We start from the raw sequence: 21456 nt of genomic DNA, 5'->3' as shown, positions 1-21456 counted from the left end.
AACTTTCCTTGTTTTGCAAGTAGGGAAAGTTTTTTTATGTATATTCATGCAAAAATTTTCTTGATTTCAATTAATTTTATAGTTTATAAATTTAAAAAATGCACAAACTTTAAGTACACAAAACATAAAATGCTTTAATCAAAAAAATTGTTGAAACAAGGAGGAATTAATTATGTCAAGAAGAAATAGGGTATTAGTTCCAGAAGCAAAGCCAGGTTTGGATAGATTTAAGACAGAAGCGGCAAGAGAAGTTGGAGTAACTTTAAAAGATGGCTATAATGGAGATATAACCTCCAGAGAAGCTGGTTCCATAGGTGGCCAGATGGTTAAAAAGATGATAGAAGCATATGAAAATAATTTAAAATAATAGTTGAAATAAAAGACTGGATGATTTGATTCATCTAGTCTTTTGTTAAAAATAACAAATTCAGAGGGGATAGTTGTATGCCAGAAAAGTATTGGCCCGAAACTATTGTACTTTGGGGTGCCGGAGCTACAAAATATTTAGGCCTTCATGGAACTAAACAATTGATAGAATTAATTTTAAAAATAACTAAAGATGATTTTTCTTTTTTACATGGTAAAGATGAGAAATTGATAAATGCATTTAAAAAACTGATAAATTATGATCTAATTAATGATAAAAGACTTTCAAAAATATATGATATAAAAGCTTTGAAGATTATAATAAAAACAAATGCCAAACTTGATATGCATGAATTATTTACTATGATGGATCAACTTATAGAAAATAATATGGGATACAATGCATTTTTAAATGGTAATAATCATTTTTTGAGAGTAGAAAGAATACAGGCTGCAAAGAGATGCCTTATCCTTATTATTGAAGAATTAGAAAGAATAAGTGTACAAAGTAAACCTGGATATTTTGACAGACAGAATATAAGTCCGTATTATGAATTATCTAAAACTTTAACTGAACTTATGGTGGAAGAGGGGAAAGAATTTGAAAGAAGAGGATATAAGAGAGATAGCAGAAGATTTTATCTATATTCTTATGCAATAATTTCTTTTAATTGGGATCCAGTTTTATTGTGGAATTTGTGTAATACAAATAGAGAAATAAATAAAAAAAATATAAAATTAAAAGATGGTTTGAGTTTAAAATTATATGAGGATTTTGGAATACAAACAGCATTTATTGGATCAAATTATAGTGAATCGGAAATAAAATATACAGTGGATGAATCCCAGTGTAAAGGAATAAATGACTATAATTATCCATCTCGAATAATTCGTATGGGAAAAATATTGTTCCCTCATGGAATGTTTGGCTCTAGAGTTTGCCCGGAATGTGGCAAGTATATAATAAATTTATCTAACAGCTGTAATAAAATGTCAACCAATATATTTGGACCATCACTTTTAAAAGATCTTCAAACTGGCTGGCAGTATAGAACTTCTAAAGAAAAAACTTATGAAAGAGGTTCGATAGAATGCCCTTATTGTGGACAAATAACATATCCCTATGACATGCCCATTATAATGCAAACATTGGCTAATAATAAAAGAGTTTCCTGTCTTAGAGAAATTAAAACTGAAATGGGACTTATTATAAAGCATGCTAAACACATAGTATTTGCAGGATACAGTCTACCTATAGATGATATAATGGTAAAAACTTTTTTTATGTCATCTATATCCGGAAATGATAAAAAAAATTTAAAATGTTCATTGATAAATTATGATTCTGATTATTGTGGAGGAGAAAGCTGGCTGACAGGACAAAATATATCAGAGTATTTAAATGCAAATAAAGATAGTTCTAAAGTAGAGTGTATTAAAAATATATGTGATATATTCAATATTGATAATGTGAGGATATCACTTAAGGGTATACCAGACATATTTATGGATAAGGGTAAATGCAGTAAAGAAAAAGTAGTAGATTTATTGTATCCACAAGAATTTTTCAGAGAAGGTTTTCCCATAATAAGAGATTGATAATTGGCATATTGTGTTTTTTTTAACTAAGTATATTGAAAATATACTTAAATATGATAGAATAAAATTGTCGGTATCTAATAAACTGAACTAATTATAAAAAAGGAGGTTCCGAGTTATATCCTTACGGGGAATAACAGCGGAGAGAATTATGGAAAAACAAATAAAATTTTGGCCTAAATTAACTGTTAAACAGTTGACGGTAATAGGTATGTTGTCTGCAATTTCTATTGTGCTTGGGGTAACTGGACTTGGATTTATACCAATTCCACCTGTTAAAGCTACTATAATGCATATACCGGTTATAATAGGAGCAATTTTAGAAGGACCACTGGTTGGAGCATTAGTTGGATTGATATTTGGAGTGTTTAGTATAATTCAGTCTATTACAAGTCCAACACCTATTTCATTTGTATTTATGAATCCAATAGTATCTGTTTTACCGCGAATATGTATTGGCATAGCATCCTATTATGTATATTACTTAATAAAGAAGAGAAAAAAATCTGTTTCTATTCCAATAGCTGCTGCAATAGGATCAATTATAAATACTGTTGGGGTTTTGGGATTCATATTTGTTATTTATGTAACACCCTATGCAAAAGCTTTAAACATAAGTGTATCCGCAGCAAAGAAAGGCATTATAACAGTAGGAGCAATAAATGGAATACCAGAAGCTATACTTTCTGTAATAATTACTACTGCCGTTGTAAGTGCTGTTACTAGAATTAGACGTAGGTGATTATGAAATATAAAACTCTAAGCGTTGTTTTTTGCTTGGAGTTTTAATTATTAATAAAGGAAAATATGAGGTTATATATATGAAAGAAATTTTACTTAATGAAATAGATGGAATAAATATAGGAAATGCACAAAGTCTAAAAGGACAAACGGGATGTACCGTTATAATTTGCAAGGATGGTGCAACTGCAGGAGTGGATGTTAGAGGAGGATCTCCAGGTACTCGTGAAACGGATTTATTGGATCCGGTAAATTTTGTAGATAGAATCCATGCTGTAATACTTTCTGGAGGAAGTGCATTTGGATTGGATGCAGCAGGTGGCGTTATGAAATATTTGGAAGAAAAGAACGTGGGATTTGACGTAACTGTTACCAAGGTACCTATAGTATGTAGCGCGGTACTATTTGATCTCGTGGTAGGAGATTATAGGATAAGGCCCGACAAATCAATGGGTTATGAAGCATGTAAGAATTCAGAAATAAATGTGTGTAAAAATGGAAATATAGGAGCTGGAACAGGTGCTACTATAGGCAAGATACTCGGACTCGAACATTCAATGAAAGGTGGTTTGGGAACCTATGCTGTCCAGGTAGGAGATTTAAAAATAGGTGCAGTTGTTGCAGTTAATTGCCTTGGGGATATAATAGATCCCAAAAACGGAAAAATAATAGCAGGGGCATTGAAAGAAGATGGCAGATCTTTTGCAAATACCCAGCAAATAATGTTGAATAGATATAATGAAAAGAGAAATTTATTTAGTGGAAATACTACCATTGGAACCGTAATAACTAATGGAAAATTTAACAAATCAGAGATGAATAAAATTGCATCCATGGCGCATAATGGATATGGCAGAACTATGAGGCCTGCACATTCAGTATTTGATGGAGATACCATATTCACCATGGCTACAGATGAAGTAGATGCAGATATAAGTACAGTCGGATTTCTAGCTGCTGAAGTAATGGAAAAGGCCATTATAAGAGCTGTAAAAAGTGCGGAGTCAATTTCAGGTCATAAATCATATAAAGAATTGGCAACTCAAAGTTGACAGTAATTGATTTTACTGTCAACTTTTAAATATTTAACTTTTCAATTATATCTTTTAGTGTATCAGCTGAAGTTTGCAAAGCTGTTTTTTCTGCACTGTTTAGTGGAACACGGAGGGTTTTTTGAATTCCTTCAGATCCTATTACTGCAGGAAGGCCCATGTAAACATTATCTATATCGTATTCACCACTAAATAGTGCAGAAACTGTCATTATTGAATTTTCATCTCTTGACAGTGCTTCTACAATTCGTCTAACGGCTAGAGCAACAGCAAAATAAGTTGATCCCTTTCGTTCTATTACCTCATAAGCTGCATTTCTTACATTATTTATTATCCTATCCTGATAATCCGAATCGCAACTGGTATCCATCAAATTGCAATATTGTTCTAGAGGTATTCCGGCAATAGAAGTAGAACTCCATGTAGCTATTTCAGAATCTCCATGTTCTCCTATTATATAGCTATGAATATTTCTTGCATCTATATTGAAATTTTCACTTATCATATATCTGAGTCTTGAGGTGTCTAGAACGGTACCAGAACCTATTATTCTTTCAGGTGGAAATCCAGATAATTTATAGGTTATGTAAGTTAGTATATCCACGGGATTTGAAACTACCAAAAGTATAGATTTAGGGCTGTATTTTACAACTTCAGGTACTATGGATTTAAAGATAGAATAATTTCTATTAATTAAATCCAATCTGCTTTCACCAGGTTTTTGACCGGAACCTGCTGTTATTATAACAATATTCGATTCTTCTGTATCCTTGTAATCGCCAGATTTTATATCAACAGGTTTTACAAATGACACTCCGTGAGCTAGATCCATTGCTTCTCCTTCAGCCTTATCTTTATTTACATCTACGATTACTATTTCTGAAGCCAAGCCAGAACTCATAATTGAGAAAGCAGTAGTCGAACCTACAAAACCAGCACCAATTATGGATATTTTTATACCTCTAATTTTCATAAAGTAATTACCTCCATTATAAATTTCAGTCCGTACTAATAGAATTTTTACCAATTATATAAATATTATTCTTTATTATACTTTATATAATAAATGGAAACAATATCAATAATTAATAGCATCTATTTTATAATCCATATTTGTGATAAAATTAAGGTATAACATAATAATGACAAGGAGTGTAATAATGACCAATAATGAAGAAAATCTAATGAATAAATATATCAATGGAATAAATTCAACTATGGACAATATTAAAATTGGAGAGATAGTTTCTGGAAAAGTGATTTCCATATCAGATGAGAATGTAATTGTAAACATAGGATATATGTATGATGGTATACTAAATAAAAAAGATATATCTAAGGAAAATTTGAAGCCGGCTGAAATGTTTAAACCAGGTGATGAAATTGACGTTTATATAGAAAAAATTAATGATAAAGAGGGACTTCTGATTTTATCAAAAATAAGGGCTGACAAAAAAATACATTGGAATAATTTAAAAAATGCATTTGAAAATGAAGAGAATGTTGAATGTAAGATAAAAGAAGTAGTAAAAGGAGGAGTTGCAGCTTACTTAGGTGAAATTAGAGGATTTATACCAAAATCTCAACTTTCTGTAAAGTATGTAGAAAATTTAAATGAATTTGTAGATAGAAAACTAGAAGTAAGAATAATAGACATAAATGAAGCAAAAAATAATATAGTTTTGTCACGAAAAAAGGTAGAAGAAGTTGAACTTGAAGAAAAGAAAAATGATACTTTGAATAAAATCAAGCCTGGTGATAAGGTAAAGGGGAAAGTAACTAAATTGATGAAATTTGGAGCTTTTGTAGATTTAGGCGGAGTAGAAGGCTTGATACATATATCGGAGCTTTCGTGGGAAAGAGTAAAAAATCCTTCGGATGTAGTTTCCATTGGAGATGAAGTAGAAGTGTATATATTGGATATAGACAGAGGAAAATCCAGAATTTCACTCTCCCTAAAAGATATAACCCCTAATCCATGGGATAATATTGATAAAAAGTATAAAATGGACGACATTATAAAGGGAAAGATCGTAAAAATTATAAATATAGGGGCTTTTGTACAAATTGAACCGGGGGTAGAGGGCTTAGTGCATGTTTCTGAAATATCAGATGAACATATTGCAAAACCTGAAGATGTACTTCAAGTTGGAAATAATGTAAATGTAAAAATATTAAGCATAGATTCTAATGCAAAGAAAATATCTTTAAGTATAAAGGATGCAGAAAATACTTCTAAAGAAGATTATAGTGAATATACTAATAATAGCGAAGAAGGATTTTCTATAGGAGAAGTTTTTAATGGAAAATTGAAAAATTTGAAATTGAATTGAGATTATTCACAATATATATAAAAGTTGGTGTAAATTATGGAATCTAATTTCTCAAAGGTTATTGATTCATATGAAGTTAAAACTTTACTTCACAGTTTTTATAGTTTAATGGGTATAAAATGTTTGATAAAGTATAGGGAAAAAACTTTTTATAAGCATCCAGAGTTTAGGCCTTTAACGGACTTTGGATTTAAAAAATATGATGAAAATATTGTGAAACAAATTAAAGAAAACAGAAAATATGGTATTTTTAAAAGTAAAAGTGGATTAATGTATTTTGGAGTTCCTATATATGTGGATGATAATACTGTTGCTATAATGTTTACCTCTCCTATATTGTATCAAAAACTTAATTTAAAGTATTTGAGCGGAGAAATTAGTGATTTCAAGGCTCATCAAGATGATCTTGTAGATGTAGTAAAACATATACCTTATTTTTCAAAAGAAGTAATTGGAAAAATAATAGAGTATTTTTGCAATATATCATATATTATCAATAAAAACATAAGAACATATGGTAAATATAGTGAATTGCTTGAAAGCAAAAAAAGACTTGAATCAAATTATAATAATATGGTTAAAATGGCATATTACGATGAGCTTACAGGATTGGGAAATTGTAATTACTTGAAAACGGAAATGAAAAAGAGTATTGAATTATATTCCGAAAGAAGTTTTATATTATTCCATGTAGAACTATCAAATTTTAAAAATGTAAATGACATACTTGGCTATAAATATGGAGACAAGCTCTTGCAAAAAATAGGTAATACTATAAAGAAACTGTATAACAATGACATAGTTTCTAGAAATTACGGAAATGAGTTCTTGATTCTTAAAAAATTAGAAAATCATAAAATCAATTTGCATTCGGAAGCCAAGCATTTGCTCAATTCATTATGTGATGTATGGAATTTGGATGATATTGAGGTACCAATATCAGTAAGTATAGGCATGACGGTATATCCAAAAGATGGTAAGAATGTAACTGTTATGATGAGAAATGCGGATATAGCCTTAAACAAAGCTAAATCTAACGGAAAGAATTCCTACATAATGTTTGAAAATTACATGTATGATGAAATATTGATTAAAAGTGAAATGGAAAAGGAATTGAGAAAGGCCATAAGAAATGAAGAATTTGAATTATATTATCAACCTCAGGTAGAAGTAGCTACTAATAAAGTAGTTAGTTTTGAAGCACTTATTAGATGGAACAGTTCTAAATTGGGCTGGGTTATGCCGGGGGAATTTATAGGATTGGCAGAAGAAACGGGAATTATAACATCTATAGGAGAATGGGTTTTTGAAAAAGCATGTTTTCAAATTATGCAGTGGAAAAATAAAGGATATGATTATGATTTTATATCCATAAATGTTTCACCGGTTCAAATCAGAAAAGATGGATTTGTTGATATGATTAAGAGAGTGGTCAAGAAAACGGGAGTTGATACCAATTTAATTGAACTTGAAATAACAGAAAGTGTAGTAATGGAATCGCTTGAGAGAAGCTGTAGTGTTATTGATGAATTGAAGAGAATGGGAATAAGAATTGCACTGGATGATTTCGGAAGTGGCTATTCTTCACTGAATTATCTGAAAAGTTTACCTATAAACACTATTAAGATTGATAAAACTTTTATAGATGGAATATGCAAATACTCTTATGAAAATATAATAGTAGACAGTATAATAAATCTTGCTCATATAATGAAACTTGATGTAGTAGCAGAAGGAGTGGAATATGAAGAACAATTTATATCATTAAGAGAAAAAAGATGTAATAAAATTCAGGGTTACTATTTTGGAAAGCCAATGCCTTGTAAAGAGGCAGAAAAAATGTTAGAATTCACCTCATTGAGATAAATGAGGGAATTCTAAATGTTTAACCAACACCAAAGTCAGTATTATTCCAGAGGACTTCTATATTTTTTTCATCTTGGAGAAAAGAAAAATTGTCATAAAACCAATTCACTAAGTTTTCATCTCTTTTTATATTTGTGGAATTTTCTATAAATACATTTACGCATCCATATTCAAAGTATTTAAGCAAGTATTCAATATCTCTTTTTACAATATCTTTTGTCTGGCCTTTAATTCCTACTAAAAGACATATGGATTTAAAATACTTTGCTACTTCCTGGGGACTGGAAAATATTGCTCCTTTATTTAAAAACTTGTTTCTAAAGTTATTGTCAAAGGATTCTATACCACATTTAAATATTATGGGAATGTTAAAAAAATTCTCAAATTCATGAAGTCTATTTCTATATAACCAGTGACTTTCAAAAAATAGTTTTTTTATATTTTTAGAAGCTGATACAGACTCTATATCGGTTAAAGTTTCTTTCGGCAATTCAAAACAGCTTCCTGAGTTTATTACTTCTAGAGAGTTGTATTTTCCTGTAATATTTTTTAATATAGTTTTATTTAAATAAATATCCTTGTTGATATCTGAATCATTATCATCTATGTAATCACAAAAGGAACATTTTCCCCATATGCATGGTGATGATTTTAAAAGTACAATTTCTCTTTTGTTTTTAGATTCAACGATACTGTAGCGGATCATAAAGTTAATTCCTCCCTTATACATTCCTTTATATAGTACTACATATTTGATGCTTTTACATTAATATTACTATTTAAGCTAAAAAATTTTCAAAAATGTGTTGACTTTAGATGTACCCTGGAGTAAAATGTATAAATGTGTGATACACAAAATATTTTGGGGTGTAGCCAAGTGGTAAGGCAATGGACTTTGACTCCATCATTCGTAGGTTCAAATCCTGCCATCCCAGCCAAACTTTGGTTCACTAGCTCAGTTGGTAGAGCACATGACTTTTAATCATGTTGTCCGGGGTTCAATTCCCCGGTGAGCCACCATATTTTTAGTTATTAATGCTATATTTTACTTTTATGCAGGTGTGGCGGAATGGCAGACGCACTAGACTTAGGATCTAGCGCCTATGGCGTGGGGGTTCGACTCCCTTCACCTGCACCAATTATTAACAATTTTAAATTGTACTGGCTTAATAGAATTAGATATATATCTAATTCTTTATTTTTATTTGATAGTAATATGTTAGTTGAAAGGTAGGAAGAAAGTAATGGATTTAGATAAAATATTTTATAGAAAATTTCTTAAGGGAGCATTTTCAGATCCTGTTAAAGTAAGATATTGGGATGGGACTGAGGAAGACTATGGTGATGGACAACCTAAATTTGAAATTATATTCAATTCTCATATTCCTAAAAAGGAAATTTTAAGAGACCCATTTTTAACACTTGGGGAATCATATATGGATAAAACACTTGATTTTAAAGGAAATATTAGAGAAATTATTGAATCCGTTTATAAAAGTAATGGAAGCTTTTTACATAGTGCTGGAGCATTTTCAAAATTATACAAGGTAATTCCAAATACAATTAAGAAGAGTAGAGAAGATATACAATATCACTATGATGTAGGAAATGATTTTTATAGTCTTTGGTTGGATAAAACTATGACTTATTCCTGTGCATATTTTAAAAATGAAAATGATTCTTTATATGACGCACAGATAAATAAGGTAAATCATATATTGAAAAAAATGGATTTGAAAGAAGGTCAAAGGCTTCTTGATATAGGATGCGGTTGGGGCGAACTTATAATAGCTGCTGCTAAACAGTATGGAGTTAATGCTGTCGGTATAACTTTAAGTGAAGAACAATATAGCAAAGTTAAACAGAGAATAAAGGAAAATAATTTAGAAGATAAAGTAGAAGTAAGATTATCAGACTACAGAGAATTGGTAAAAGATAAAGAAAAATTTGATAGAATAGTAAGTGTAGGAATGATTGAGCATGTAGGAAGAAAAAATTTACATTATTATATGGAAGGCGTAAATTCCATGCTTGTTCAGGGTGGGGTATCACTTCTCCACTGCATAACTGCACAAACAGAATCAGAAGTAAATGAATGGATAAAAAGATATATATTCCCGGGTGGGTATATTCCATCAATAAGGGAACTTGTAAGTTTGATGGCTGATAATGATCTTCATCTTGTGGATGTTGAGAGTTTAAGACTTCATTATTATAAAACGCTTAAGATATGGTCTGAAAATTTTGAAAATGCTCTTGACGAAGTTAGTAAAATTAAAGACGAGAGATTTATAAGAATGTGGGATCTCTATTTAAATGCTTGTTCCGCATCATTCCACTATGGAGTAATGGATGTTCACCAATTTCTGTTTACCAAGGGATTGAACAATGAATTACCTATGACACGAAAAAAATTGTATGAAGACTAAATATATTGTAAAATCAGGGTTGTATACCCTGATTTTTTTGTGTAAACAAGAATTTGTAGTGTGAAGGTGATGAAAATAAAATATTATGAATTAAAAAATATGATTTTAAAAAATGATTTTCATAGAAAAAATTTAATTGTAGAAGGTACAGGTGGAAGCGGCAAAACCACTCTTGCCCAGGAAAAGTACATAAATATGATAGAAAGAGAAAAAATTAAAAGCGAAGATATCATGGTATTTGTACTCAATTCTCATCAAAAGGTAGATTGGACGGGTAAAATGCAATTTGATTTATGGGGACAGTCTAAAATAGATACATACAATAATTTTATAATTAAAGAACTAACAAAATATTGGCCTGTAATAGAGAAGAATTGTGAGCAAGTCAAGAAATACATAATAAAACCTGGAATTGTATATCAGGATACAGCTATATATATGATGGAAATATTAGTTGATTATTTTAGAAAGAATAGAGGATACTTTTTAGATATAGCTGAACAGTCAAAGAAAATTGCAGAAGAATTTATAAATAGCATGAATATTTCAGCACTTTCTCTAAAAGAATTAAAAAATATAGGAAAAACAATATATTCTTCAATAAGACTTAAAGAAAATAAAAATATAGATAACTACATACATATGGATGAAATAATAGAACATTATACAAAAAGCCTATTGTCTTCGGGGAGTATGGATATGTCTATAGCTATTTATTTGTACAATAAGTATCTTTTAAATGATGAAATATATATAGAACGTTTAAGCAGTATAAAATGTCTAATTGTTGATGATGTGGATCAAATATCAAAAGCCCAGCTAAAACTTTTAGAACTAATAGGGGGAAGAGCAGAAAAGGTCTATTTGTTTTTTAATCCACAAGGAGGATTTTGCAATTATTATGGGGCAGATATAGAATATTTGAATAAATGTAAGTTGTTAAGTTCTGAAAGATTGAAATTGGAAGATCATTTTTTGTGTAGTGATAATTTATATTTGTTTTCTAATACATTGAAAATGAATTGTGATAGTGTGCATATAGATTTGTCCTCCATATTTAGAAGTGAAATGCTTAATAAGATATCGGAAAAGGTGTTTAATCTTATTGAAAATGGGGTTGCTCCCGATGATATATGTATTATATCTCCAGTAAATGACGATATTTTAAATTATGAGATGAAGACAAGATTTGCATCCGAATCAATAAATATAAAAAATCTTTCTAAAAAAAACATGCTTATTGATAATATATATGTTAACAGTATTATAATAATATTGTGTAAATGTATAGGATATATTAATCATGATTTTACCCAAGATGATTATAGAAGATTTTTTTCTTCCGTTCTTGGTATAGATGCAATAAAGGCATATAGACTTGTTGAAAATGTCATGAATTTTGGAGAATTTACAGATTTAACTGATGAAATGAAAAATCTTATTGGCGGTGATGCAAGTATAAAATATCATCATATACTGGATTTTATAAAAGAGTGTAAGTATAAATATGAAAAAAATGAATTAAATATATCACAGATTATAAGGCTGATATTTCTTGATGTATTGATAGACATTGAGAATTCACAACAAAATATAGGTGTATGCAAAAATTTAAGCGAATTTTCAGAAAAATTTATATCAAGTTTAAAAAATTTTAAAACCATAGAAAATCCACAGCAAAAATTTATAGATTTTGTGAGAAGAGAGGCAATGGATTTCTACTCTAGATATGATATTGAAAAAATGCATATTGAGGATAGAGGAATAATTATAGGTACCCCTTATAGTTTTTTAACAAGTAACATGAAGTGTTCTGTACAAATATGGACAGATATTCAAAGTAATATGTGGTGTCCAAGAAATATAAAAGAATTTTCAAATAGCTATTTGTTTAAAGAAAACTGGGAAAACGGATGTATATATACAGAAAAAATAGAAGAAAAAAATAGATTACAGCTCTTGAAATTGTTGACAAAAGCGCTAATTAAAAAGTGCAGCAAAGGTATATACTTGTATGGAAGTGAATATTCTGTGAATGGATACGAACAGAATGGGCTCCTTTATAATTTAATAACTGGTGAATGATGCTTATTACGAATTTAAAAAAGGTGGAATATTATGAAATTCAGAGAAGATCAGGTTCCAATACTTGAATATAATGGAGGAACTATGGCTGTTTCGGCAGTACCTGGTGCGGGAAAAACTTTTATTGTAGCCTACTTGGCATCTAAAATAATAGAAAAAAAATCAGACAAGGGAAAAGTTCTGATAGTAACTTATATGAATAGTGCAGTAAATAATTTCAAAAGCAGAATCTCTCAAGTATTGGAAAGCCATGGAATAGACTCAAGTAGGAGTTATGAAGTAATGACAATACACAGTCTGGCTATGAAAATAATTCAGGAAAGGCCTGATGTAGTTGGATTAGATGAAGATATAAAAGTTTTGGATGATATCAACAAGTCAATTTATATTGGTAGATGTATAGATTTATGGAGAAGGCGAGGAGGGGAAAAGACATTTAAAAATTTGCTTAATGATTATGGAACCAAAAAATATGATGTAAAGGAAAAATATTGGTGGCAAAATTTCACTTCTGCAATAGAAGTAATTATAAGTGAGTTGAAATTGAATTCTATATCATGTGATAAAATAGACAATAGTTTAGAGATTTTAGGGAGTAATAGTATAGTTAAAATTATAAATTATATTTATAAAGATTATGAGAAATTGCTTAAATTAAATGGATATGTGGACTATGAGGATATAATAGTTCTGGCATATAGTGCATTGAAAACAGATGAAAATTTAAGAACCAAATTTCAAAATAAATATGATTTTGTATTTGAAGATGAATGTCAGGACTCCAATATGATACAATATAAGATACTATCCTTGATTTCCCAAAGTCGCAGTAATAATAATTTAGTTAGAGTTGGAGATTTAAATCAGAGTATAATGGGAAGTTTTACGTCATCAAATCCAAGGTATTTTGAAGATTTTATAGATAAAGCTGATAAAAAATACATTATGAATATGGCAGGGAGAAGCAGTAGGGAAATAATAGATCTCGCCAATTATATAGTTGAATATACTCAAAAACATCGTAGCGAAAAAAGTTGCAGAAATGCTTTGAAAAATCAAATTATAAAGCCTGTGGAAGATATGGATGATTTAAAAAATCCGCAAATGAATGAGTATGGGATTAAGACCTATTGTATGAGTTCCTGGGAGAAAGAAAAAGAGTCTACTATAAGAGCTATAATTAATTTTAAGAAAAAACATCCTGATATGACTACAGCAGTACTTGTACCATTTAATAAACATGTATCTGAAATATCTCAAGAGCTTATAAAAAATCATATAGATTGTGATGAACTGTCTAGTACATCAGGTCAAAGAATTAAAATTACAAATATATTAGGTAAATTGCTTGCATTTTTAGCTCAGCCAGATAGTATTGATAAATTTAAAGATATCATATATGAAATCATTGATGGAGATATTGAAAAGAAGGATAAAATAATAGAGTGTATTTCAAAATCAAGTGTGGAAGAAATGATTTCAGAGAATGAGTTTAGAATTAGCACTATAAACAAATTTAAAAAGATAGATGAGAAAATGGCCAATACTTTTGTAGATGTTTGTTATAAGTTAAAGAGTATTCTGGAAAATTCCAATAAGGATATTCTAAACCTGTTATTATATATAGAAAATGTATTTAGGTTTAATTCCGAAGATAGTGCCATGCTTCAATTAATAGCTTCTTATATAAAGTATGAAAGATTTCAAAATCCAAATATTACTCTTGATATGATCTCAAACCAACTTTTAGATATAAATAATTCTGTATTCAGACATATGTCTGAAGTTATTTATAGTGTGAATGGATATGAACCGAATCCTGAAAAAGTAGCAGTTGCGACTTATCATAAATCTAAAGGACTTGAATGGGATTGCGTATTTTTACTTTATCTTAATAATTATACCTATCCTTCGTCATTTAGTAGTAAATTTAGATCTGAATACTATTTTTTCAAAGATGAATTTAAAAATCCTACAGCACTTGGAAAGGCAGAGATAGAGAAAATATTAGGTAATAAAATTACATCAAATCCTATTGTTCAATCGCGAGTTGAAATATTATGTGAAAAGATAAGACTTCTTTATGTCGCTGTAACAAGGGCTAAACGATATCTTATCTGTATGTCACATTATGATAAATCAAAACAAGATTTTCCATCTGAATATTTTAAAGTAATAAAAGAATTTGTATATAAGAAATGTGGTGATTTCTCTGGACATTAGAAAATTAGAATATTTTTATTATAGTCAAACTTCCCTAAATATTTTTAGAACATGTCCTATGAAGTTTAAATTTAAATATATAGACAATATATCATGGAAAAGAGATGACTTTATAGAAAGTGGATATTATGATAATATAGATATAGGTATAGATTTTCACCTTATATGTGAAAGATATTTTTCAAGACTTCCTATAGGAAAATTAGATAAGAATCGAAATTTGGCCAAATGGGTGGATTCATTGCAGAAAACATTTTTATTATATGATGAAAATACATATTTAACGGAGTATGAAATAAAGATGAAGTCTGGTATTATAAAGCTTCAGGCAAAATATGATCTTATAGTAATAAAACCTGGTGGTAAAATTGAAATTTATGACTGGAAGACGGAAAATAGAAAACTTTTACTTGAAGAAATGGAAAACAGAATACAGACTCTTGTATATCTATATGTACTATCTGAAAATGCAGAGAAATTATTTGGAATTAATACAAAATTTGAAGACATATCCATGACTTTCTGGCAGCCCCAGTATGGTGATAATGTTTTGAACATAAAGTATTCAGAATATAAACATTCAGAAGGTGAAAAATATTTAAAAAAATTAATAGATACTATAAATTCTTATGATTTCAATTGTGATTTTGATAAAGAAGTATATAGATCCAAGTGCAAATTTTGCGAATTCAATCATATATGCAATGTACGAAAAAATAGTTATTTTTAATATGGAGGATGATTTAGTGCATAAGAGTAGAAATATAATAATTTCAGTAGTAATAATTTTAATAGTTGTTGTTGGAGCATATTATGTATATAATACAAAAAAGCATAATTCTGAAAATGCTAAAAGTACTCAGAGTACCAGCATGGAGGTAAACAAGCCTCAAAAACAGGACAAGTCAACAAATACTAATAAAAACACAAGTAGTGAGAATAATACGAATACAGATGTCCCAGAAACAAAAGATAGTGCTAAACATACTGCTAAAGAGACTAAAGACGTTAAAGAAGATAATAAAGATAATAAGACTGAAACAGACAATAAAATAACTCAGGATAAAGCAGTTCAATTAGTTGAACAATCATTGAAACAGAAGGACTCAAATACTAAAGTTGCATTTGATCATGATACAACAAGGAATAATGTAGAATATTATGTTATACATAGTTTTGATAGTATGAAGGATCATATTGCTACTAGCGGCTGGTACTATGTTGACAAATCCAATGGAAAAGTATATGAATGGGATCTGGCAACTGACAAATTAAATGCCATAAATTAATTACAAGCTTCAGAAGAGTTTAAACTTTTCTGAAGCTTGTAATATTTATCTGGATATTTTAAAGTGGTATTCAGGAGTTTTTTCTGTAATTGTTCTAAATTCATATCCCAATTCTTTATAGTGTTTAATTATTTTAGGAAGTGCTTCACAAGTATTTTTATTTTCTCCACTACAGTGTGCCAGTAAAAATACCTTGTTTTGATTTATACATTTTTTTGTACCTTCAATATATAATTTGTTTACAGGGGTATTATAGTTTATACCGTCGGACAAACATAAATTCCAGTCAAATATTTTATATCCACATGAGTGTAATTTATCTAAGAGATTTGGATTTAGATGATCTTTGCTTCCTGAAGGGAATCTTATTATTTTAGGAGAAAATCCTATTATGTTTTTCAACTCAACTCCCGATTTATTCATTTCATCTATAAATGAGGAATCATTTGCATATATTTTTTTGTAATCGTGAGTGAATGTGTGAAGACCTATACTATGTCCTTCATCTTTTATTCTCTTTAAAACAGATTCTCTTCCATCAAATTTATAGCCTATTACAAAGAAAGTGGCTTTTACATTCTCATGCTTTAAAATATCAAGTATGTTATTTGTAACTGTTTCACTTGGACCATCATCAAAGGTTAAATAAATTAATTTTGAAGTATTATCTTTTGCAATAACTTTTATTGGATTAAACAGTATACTTATTGTTAATAGTGAAATCACAAAATACCATGAAATATTTTTAAGTCTCATGCTGAAACTCTCCTTTTTCTAGATTTTATAACTGGATTTAGTATTTGCACATATTTATTTATTATTAGACATTCTATATAAAAAATAAAAATAAATTTTGTTATGTCGTTTAATTGTGATATTATATGTATTATTGACTATACTGAGTTTTATTTAATTCAACACGAAATAGGAGTGAATAAATTGGAAGTATATTTTGACAACAGTGCCACTACAAAACCATATTCAGAAGTTATGGATATTATGGCATATACAATGAAGAATTATTATGCAAATCCATCTTCAGCTTATTCTATTGGAATGAATGCTGAACGAAAAATAGATAAATCCAGAGACATAATAGCTCTTAGTTTAAATTGCAGCAGGGATGAAATAATATTTACGTCAGGTGGAAGTGAAAGCAATAATTTTCTTATAAGAGGATTCTTAAGTGCAGGTAAACATATTATAACTACTAAAATAGAACATCCAAGTGTTATAAATACATGCAAGTATCTTGAAAGTCAGGGTATAAGGGTTACATATTTAGATGTAGATAAGACTGGTAGAATAAACATAGATGAGCTTTTGAAAAATATGAATAAAGAAACAGTTCTGGTAAGTATAATGCATACTAATAATGAGACTGGAGTTTTGCAAGATATAGAAAATATAGGAAAAGCTCTAAAAGAAAAGAGCAGTAGAGTAAAATTTCATGTAGATGCAGTTCAAGGATACGGAAAGTATAAAATAGATGTAAAAAGATGTAATATAGATTTGCTTTCTGTAAGTGGACATAAAATACATGGACCTAGAGGAATAGGCATAGCTTATTTAAAAAGTGGATTAAGGCCCAAACCGCTTATATACGGTGGGGGACAGGAAAGAGGATTTAGGTCTGGAACTGAAAATTTGACAGCTATAGCTGGTCTTGCAGAGGCAGCAAAGATTACATATAAAACATATGAGGACAATTTTAAAAGGGTAAGTGAAGTAAAAGATTATTTTATAGATAAGCTAAAAGATATTCCCAATGTTAGGATAAACAGCAATGGACAGATCTATTCACCATATGTTTTAAGTGTTTCATTTTCAGGAGTTAGAGGAGAAGTTCTTTTACATATGATGGAGGACAAGGGCATATTTGTTTCTACAGGTTCTGCCTGTTCAGCCAGAGATAATAAGGAAAGCCATGTGCTAAAGGCCATTGGATTAACTGAAAAAGAGATAAGAGGTACTATAAGGTTTAGCTTTAGTCAATTTAATACGAAAGAAGAAATTGATTATACTATGGAAGTATTGGACAAATCTTTAAAATTTTTGAGGAGAATTAAAATATGAGAAAGTTGATATTAGTTAAATATGCACCGGAGATATTTTTAAAAGGATTAAATAAGGGAAAATTTGAAAGAAAACTTATGAACAATATAAAAAATGTCATGAAAGGAGTGGAATATGACTTTGTAAAAGATGAAGGCCGCTGGTTTATAGAATGTGAAAATATAGATGAAGGCGTAAATAGGCTGAAAAAAGTTTTTGGTATATCCGAAGTGTGTATTGCTTATGAGATATCAAGAGATATGGAAAGCATAAAAAAGCAGGCTCTCTCATGTGCACTTAAATGCAGTGGAAATACATTTAAAGTTGTTACAAAGAGGGCGGATAAAAAATTCCCTATAAATTCTATGGAAGTTAGTAGATTGATAGGGGCGTACATATTGGAAAATATTAAAGATATTTCAGTAGATGTAAAAAAGCCTGATTTTTTAGTCAATATAGAAATAAGAGATAATGCATATGTTTATTCAGAAAGGATAAAAGCAGAAGGCGGAATGCCGTATGGAACTAATGGAAGCACAATGCTTATGCTTTCAGGTGGAATAGATTCACCGGTAGCTGGATATATGATGGCAAGAAGAGGAGTCATATTAAATTGTGTTTATTTTCACAGCCACCCATATACTAGTGAAAGGGCAAAGGAAAAAGTAAAAGATCTTGCAAATATATTAAAAAGTTATACAGGAAGTATAAATCTTTTTGTAGCACCTTTTACTGAAATACAGATGCAGATAATTGAAAAATGCAGGGAAGATGAACTTACCATAATAATGAGAAGATTTATGATGAGAATAGCATGTAAACTTGCAGAAAAATACAATGTGGATTCTGTAACTACAGGAGAGAGTATAGGACAGGTTGCAAGTCAGACTATGTCGGGACTTGTAGTAAGCAACGATGCTGCAGACAGACCTGCATTTAGACCATTAATTGCCATGGATAAAGTTGATATAATGGACGTAGCTAGAAAAATAGGAACCTATAATACATCTATACTTCCATATGAAGATTGCTGTACTATATTTGTTCCGAAACATCCAAAAACGAAACCGCGTCTTGAAGAAATAAAAAAAGCTGAAAGTATTCTGGATATTGATGAATTAGTGAAAAAATCTATTGATAATACAGAGTTATTTAATTAAAAAAGTAGAGAATAGAATTTATCTATTCTCTATTTTGTCATGAGTCAACAAAAACAATATATAGGGGGTAGTGTGATTAAATAAGGATATGCAATATACCCTGGCACTTAATCAAAAACAATATTGAATAATAATTAATATTGTTTGATATAATTTATTATATTATACATAGTATTATAAAGCAATAGTTTTATTAAATTTCGTCTATAATTTTAATTAATGAACTCAATGCAGACTCTAGTTCTTTCTCTGAAATAACAAGAGGAGGAAGTAGTCTAACTACACTAGGTCCTGCAGTTAATACGAGAATACCATTTTCTAAAGCTTTTTTCTGAACTTCAGAGGATTTTTCCGAGTTTAGCTGAATTCCAAGCATAAGTCCAATTCCCCTAACGTCTAATACATTTTTAGAAGCAGCATTTTTGAAGAAGCTCTTAATAAAAGAGCCTTTTTTAGCTATGTCATCTAAAAATCCCGGCTTTTTCAATGTATCAACTACACAATTTGCTCCAGCCGTACTAATAGGATTCCCCCCAAATGTTGAACCATGATCTCCTGGAACAAATGTATTTTCAAGTTTCTTGTTGCATAGTACAGCTCCAATAGGAAGACCTCCTGCTAATCCCTTTGCAGTTGAAACTATATCTGGTTCTACTTCATAATTCATATATCCAAATAATTTTCCTGTTCTACCCATACCACATTGAACTTCATCGAATATAATAAGTATGTCATTTTTTTTACTTATTTCAACTACTTTGTCTATGAATTCTTTTGGTAGAGGATATACTCCACCTTCACCTTGAATTGCCTCCATCATGATTGCACAAACTGTTGGATCGATGGCAGCTTCAAGAGACTTTACATCTACATCAGTATATTTGAAACCTTCAGTAAAAGGATCAAAATATTTGTGGAATTTTTCCTGGCCTGTAGCTTTTAATGTAGTTATAGTTCTTCCGTGGAAGCTTTTATTAAGAGTAAGTATTGTACTTCTTCCTTTTCCATATTTCAAGTAGCTGTATTTTCGTGCAAGTTTAATTGCTCCTTCATTTGCTTCTGCACCGGAGTTACCAAAGAATACTTTGCTCATACTACTTGCTTCAGTAAGTTTTTTAGCCAATGTAAGTTCCGGTATATTTAAAAATATATTTGAGATGTGAGCTAGATTTTTTGCCTGCTCAGTTACAGCTTTAATCCATTCTTCATTTCCGTAGCCTAAAGATGATACTCCTATTCCTGAAGTAAGATCCAAATATTCTTTTTCTTCAGTGTCGTAAAGTTTGCAGCCCTTACCATGGGTAAATACCACGGGAAACTGGCCATAAGTGTTCATAAGATAATTTTTTGAATAAGATAAATAATCCATATAAATTTCCTCCTAATAAATCATAGTTCCTATGCCTTGTTTTGAAAATAGTTCAAGAAGAAGAGAATGAGGAATTCTTCCATCAATAATATGTGCTCTTCTTACTCCAGCTTTGATTGATTCTGTGCAACAATTGATTTTTGGTATCATTCCACCATTTATTATATTGTCTGTATATAATTTCTTGATTTCTTCTAGATTTAATTTTGACATAAGAGTTGAAGGATCATTTATATCTTTCATAACTCCTGGAACATCTGTAAGAAGTATTAATTTTTCAGCTTTTAATGCAGATGCAATTTTAAAAGCACAGGTATCCGCATTTACATTGTAAACTTCAGAGTCATATCCAAGTGCAACACTGCTTACTATAGGTATATAGCCGGTGTCCATACAATTTTTGATGACTTCTGTGTTTACTTCTGTAATTTCTCCTACATGTCCTAAATCTACATCGGAACAAATCTTTTTAGCTTTGATCAGGGAACCGTCTATACCGCATAGACCAATGGCTTTTCCACCGCAAATTTCAACTAAGTTAACAAGATCTTTGTTTACTTTTCCACACAGGACCATTTGAACTATATCCATTGTTTCATCATCTGTATATCTTAGTCCATTTATAAATTTACTTTCTTTATTTAGTTTTTTCAAATAAGAAGAAATAAGTGGCCCCCCGCCGTGAACCACTACTAGGTTTATGCCCACACATTTCATAAGTATTAAATCATTTATGACATATTTTTTTAAATCTTCATTTATCATGGCATTTCCACCATATTTAACTACTAATGTTTTACCTCTATATTTTTGAATATATGGCAGTGATTCTGCCAATACACTTCCTATTTCATTGTGATCCAAAATGTATGCCTCCTTTAATTTGCAC

18 protein-coding genes and 3 tRNA genes are annotated in these 21456 nt (G+C 29.9%); 16 read left to right on the top strand and 5 right to left on the bottom strand.

What is annotated here, in order from left to right; translation table 11 throughout:
* Nucleotides 1-172: 172 nt before the first annotated feature.
* The 4 genes from KM800_RS11255 to KM800_RS11240 all read left to right on the top strand — a co-directional run bounded on the left by KM800_RS11255 (nucleotide 173) and on the right by KM800_RS11240 (nucleotide 3758).
* Nucleotides 173-367, top strand: coding sequence for an alpha/beta-type small acid-soluble spore protein (locus KM800_RS11255; protein WP_217813157.1), 195 nt, complete (start codon nucleotides 173-175; stop codon nucleotides 365-367).
* Nucleotides 368-444: 77 nt separating this feature from the next.
* Nucleotides 445-1965: a hypothetical protein gene (locus KM800_RS11250; RefSeq protein WP_217813156.1), complete on the top strand. Its 1521-nt coding sequence runs from the start codon at nucleotides 445-447 to the stop codon at nucleotides 1963-1965.
* 151 nt (nucleotides 1966-2116) lie between these two features.
* Nucleotides 2117-2707 carry an ECF transporter S component gene (locus KM800_RS11245; RefSeq protein WP_217813155.1) on the top strand — a complete coding sequence of 197 codons (591 nt, stop codon included), beginning with the start codon at nucleotides 2117-2119 and terminating at the stop codon, nucleotides 2705-2707.
* A gap of 79 nt (nucleotides 2708-2786) precedes the next feature.
* Nucleotides 2787-3758 (top strand): P1 family peptidase, encoded by a 972-nt coding sequence (locus tag KM800_RS11240; protein ID WP_217813154.1) that lies wholly within the window; start codon nucleotides 2787-2789, stop codon nucleotides 3756-3758.
* 25 nt (nucleotides 3759-3783) lie between these two features.
* Here KM800_RS11240 and KM800_RS11235 read toward each other — a convergent pair whose 3' ends face one another.
* The gene (locus tag KM800_RS11235) at nucleotides 3784-4731 is read right to left on the bottom strand and encodes an L-lactate dehydrogenase (protein ID WP_217813153.1); all 948 of its coding nucleotides are present in this window, start codon (nucleotides 4729-4731) and stop codon (nucleotides 3784-3786) included.
* A gap of 187 nt (nucleotides 4732-4918) precedes the next feature.
* Here KM800_RS11235 and rpsA point away from each other — a divergent pair, with 187 nt between their 5' ends.
* Entirely contained in the window at nucleotides 4919-6091 is a 1173-nt protein-coding gene (gene rpsA, locus KM800_RS11230) for a 30S ribosomal protein S1 (RefSeq protein ID WP_217813152.1), read from the top strand.
* A gap of 36 nt (nucleotides 6092-6127) precedes the next feature.
* Nucleotides 6128-7957 carry an EAL domain-containing protein gene (locus tag KM800_RS11225; RefSeq protein WP_217813151.1) on the top strand — a complete coding sequence of 610 codons (1830 nt, stop codon included), beginning with the start codon at nucleotides 6128-6130 and terminating at the stop codon, nucleotides 7955-7957.
* Between the two features lie 19 nt (nucleotides 7958-7976).
* On the opposite strand, the gene KM800_RS11220 is transcribed toward KM800_RS11225, so the two are convergent.
* A complete protein-coding gene (locus KM800_RS11220; RefSeq protein WP_217813150.1) occupies nucleotides 7977-8663 on the bottom strand; it encodes a radical SAM protein in 687 nt (228 codons plus the stop codon).
* Between the two features lie 157 nt (nucleotides 8664-8820).
* Between KM800_RS11220 and KM800_RS11215 the strand changes: the two genes are divergently transcribed.
* The 8 genes from KM800_RS11215 to KM800_RS11180 all read left to right on the top strand — a co-directional run bounded on the left by KM800_RS11215 (nucleotide 8821) and on the right by KM800_RS11180 (nucleotide 15983).
* A tRNA-Gln gene (locus KM800_RS11215) sits at nucleotides 8821-8895 on the top strand.
* 6 nt (nucleotides 8896-8901) lie between these two features.
* Nucleotides 8902-8977, top strand: a tRNA-Lys gene (locus KM800_RS11210).
* A 35-nt stretch (nucleotides 8978-9012) separates the two neighbouring features.
* Nucleotides 9013-9095 (top strand) — tRNA-Leu (locus KM800_RS11205).
* A gap of 106 nt (nucleotides 9096-9201) precedes the next feature.
* Nucleotides 9202-10386 (top strand): SAM-dependent methyltransferase, encoded by a 1185-nt coding sequence (locus KM800_RS11200; RefSeq protein ID WP_217813149.1) that lies wholly within the window; start codon nucleotides 9202-9204, stop codon nucleotides 10384-10386.
* A gap of 69 nt (nucleotides 10387-10455) precedes the next feature.
* Nucleotides 10456-12471, top strand: coding sequence for a UvrD-helicase domain-containing protein (locus KM800_RS11195; protein WP_217813148.1), 2016 nt, complete (start codon nucleotides 10456-10458; stop codon nucleotides 12469-12471).
* A 33-nt stretch (nucleotides 12472-12504) separates the two neighbouring features.
* Nucleotides 12505-14694 (top strand): ATP-dependent helicase, encoded by a 2190-nt coding sequence (locus KM800_RS11190; protein ID WP_217813147.1) that lies wholly within the window; start codon nucleotides 12505-12507, stop codon nucleotides 14692-14694.
* A complete protein-coding gene (locus KM800_RS11185; RefSeq protein WP_217813164.1) occupies nucleotides 14672-15424 on the top strand; it encodes a PD-(D/E)XK nuclease family protein in 753 nt (250 codons plus the stop codon). Before KM800_RS11190 ends, KM800_RS11185 begins: the two co-directional genes overlap by 23 nt.
* A 16-nt stretch (nucleotides 15425-15440) precedes the next feature.
* Nucleotides 15441-15983 (top strand): hypothetical protein, encoded by a 543-nt coding sequence (locus KM800_RS11180; protein ID WP_217813146.1) that lies wholly within the window; start codon nucleotides 15441-15443, stop codon nucleotides 15981-15983.
* Between the two features lie 45 nt (nucleotides 15984-16028).
* On the opposite strand, the gene KM800_RS11175 is transcribed toward KM800_RS11180, so the two are convergent.
* Nucleotides 16029-16739, bottom strand: coding sequence for a polysaccharide deacetylase family protein (locus KM800_RS11175; RefSeq protein ID WP_217813145.1), 711 nt, complete (start codon nucleotides 16737-16739; stop codon nucleotides 16029-16031).
* Between the two features lie 183 nt (nucleotides 16740-16922).
* On the opposite strand from KM800_RS11175, the gene KM800_RS11170 reads away from it, so the two are divergent.
* Nucleotides 16923-18059, top strand: coding sequence for a cysteine desulfurase family protein (locus tag KM800_RS11170; protein WP_217813144.1), 1137 nt, complete (start codon nucleotides 16923-16925; stop codon nucleotides 18057-18059).
* Nucleotides 18056-19198, top strand: a complete 1143-nt coding sequence (thiI, locus tag KM800_RS11165) for a tRNA uracil 4-sulfurtransferase ThiI (RefSeq protein ID WP_217813143.1) — start codon at nucleotides 18056-18058, stop codon at nucleotides 19196-19198. The genes KM800_RS11170 and thiI overlap by 4 nt, the downstream gene beginning before the upstream one ends.
* Nucleotides 19199-19391: 193 nt before the next feature.
* Here the strand turns inward: thiI and KM800_RS11160 are convergent, their stop codons facing one another.
* Complete coding sequence (locus tag KM800_RS11160; protein ID WP_217813142.1) at nucleotides 19392-20567, bottom strand: aspartate aminotransferase family protein; 1176 nt, start codon at nucleotides 20565-20567, stop codon at nucleotides 19392-19394.
* Nucleotides 20568-20579: 12 nt separating this feature from the next.
* Nucleotides 20580-21434 (bottom strand): acetylglutamate kinase, encoded by an 855-nt coding sequence (argB, locus tag KM800_RS11155; protein ID WP_419195471.1) that lies wholly within the window; start codon nucleotides 21432-21434, stop codon nucleotides 20580-20582.
* Nucleotides 21435-21456 lie beyond the last annotated feature (22 nt).

The organism is Clostridium tyrobutyricum (genome assembly GCF_019144085.1).
GTDB lineage: Bacteria > Bacillota > Clostridia > Clostridiales > Clostridiaceae > Clostridium_B > Clostridium_B tyrobutyricum_A.
Note: the sequence above shows the minus strand (reverse complement) of the source record. Positions and strands in the feature narration are given on the sequence as shown.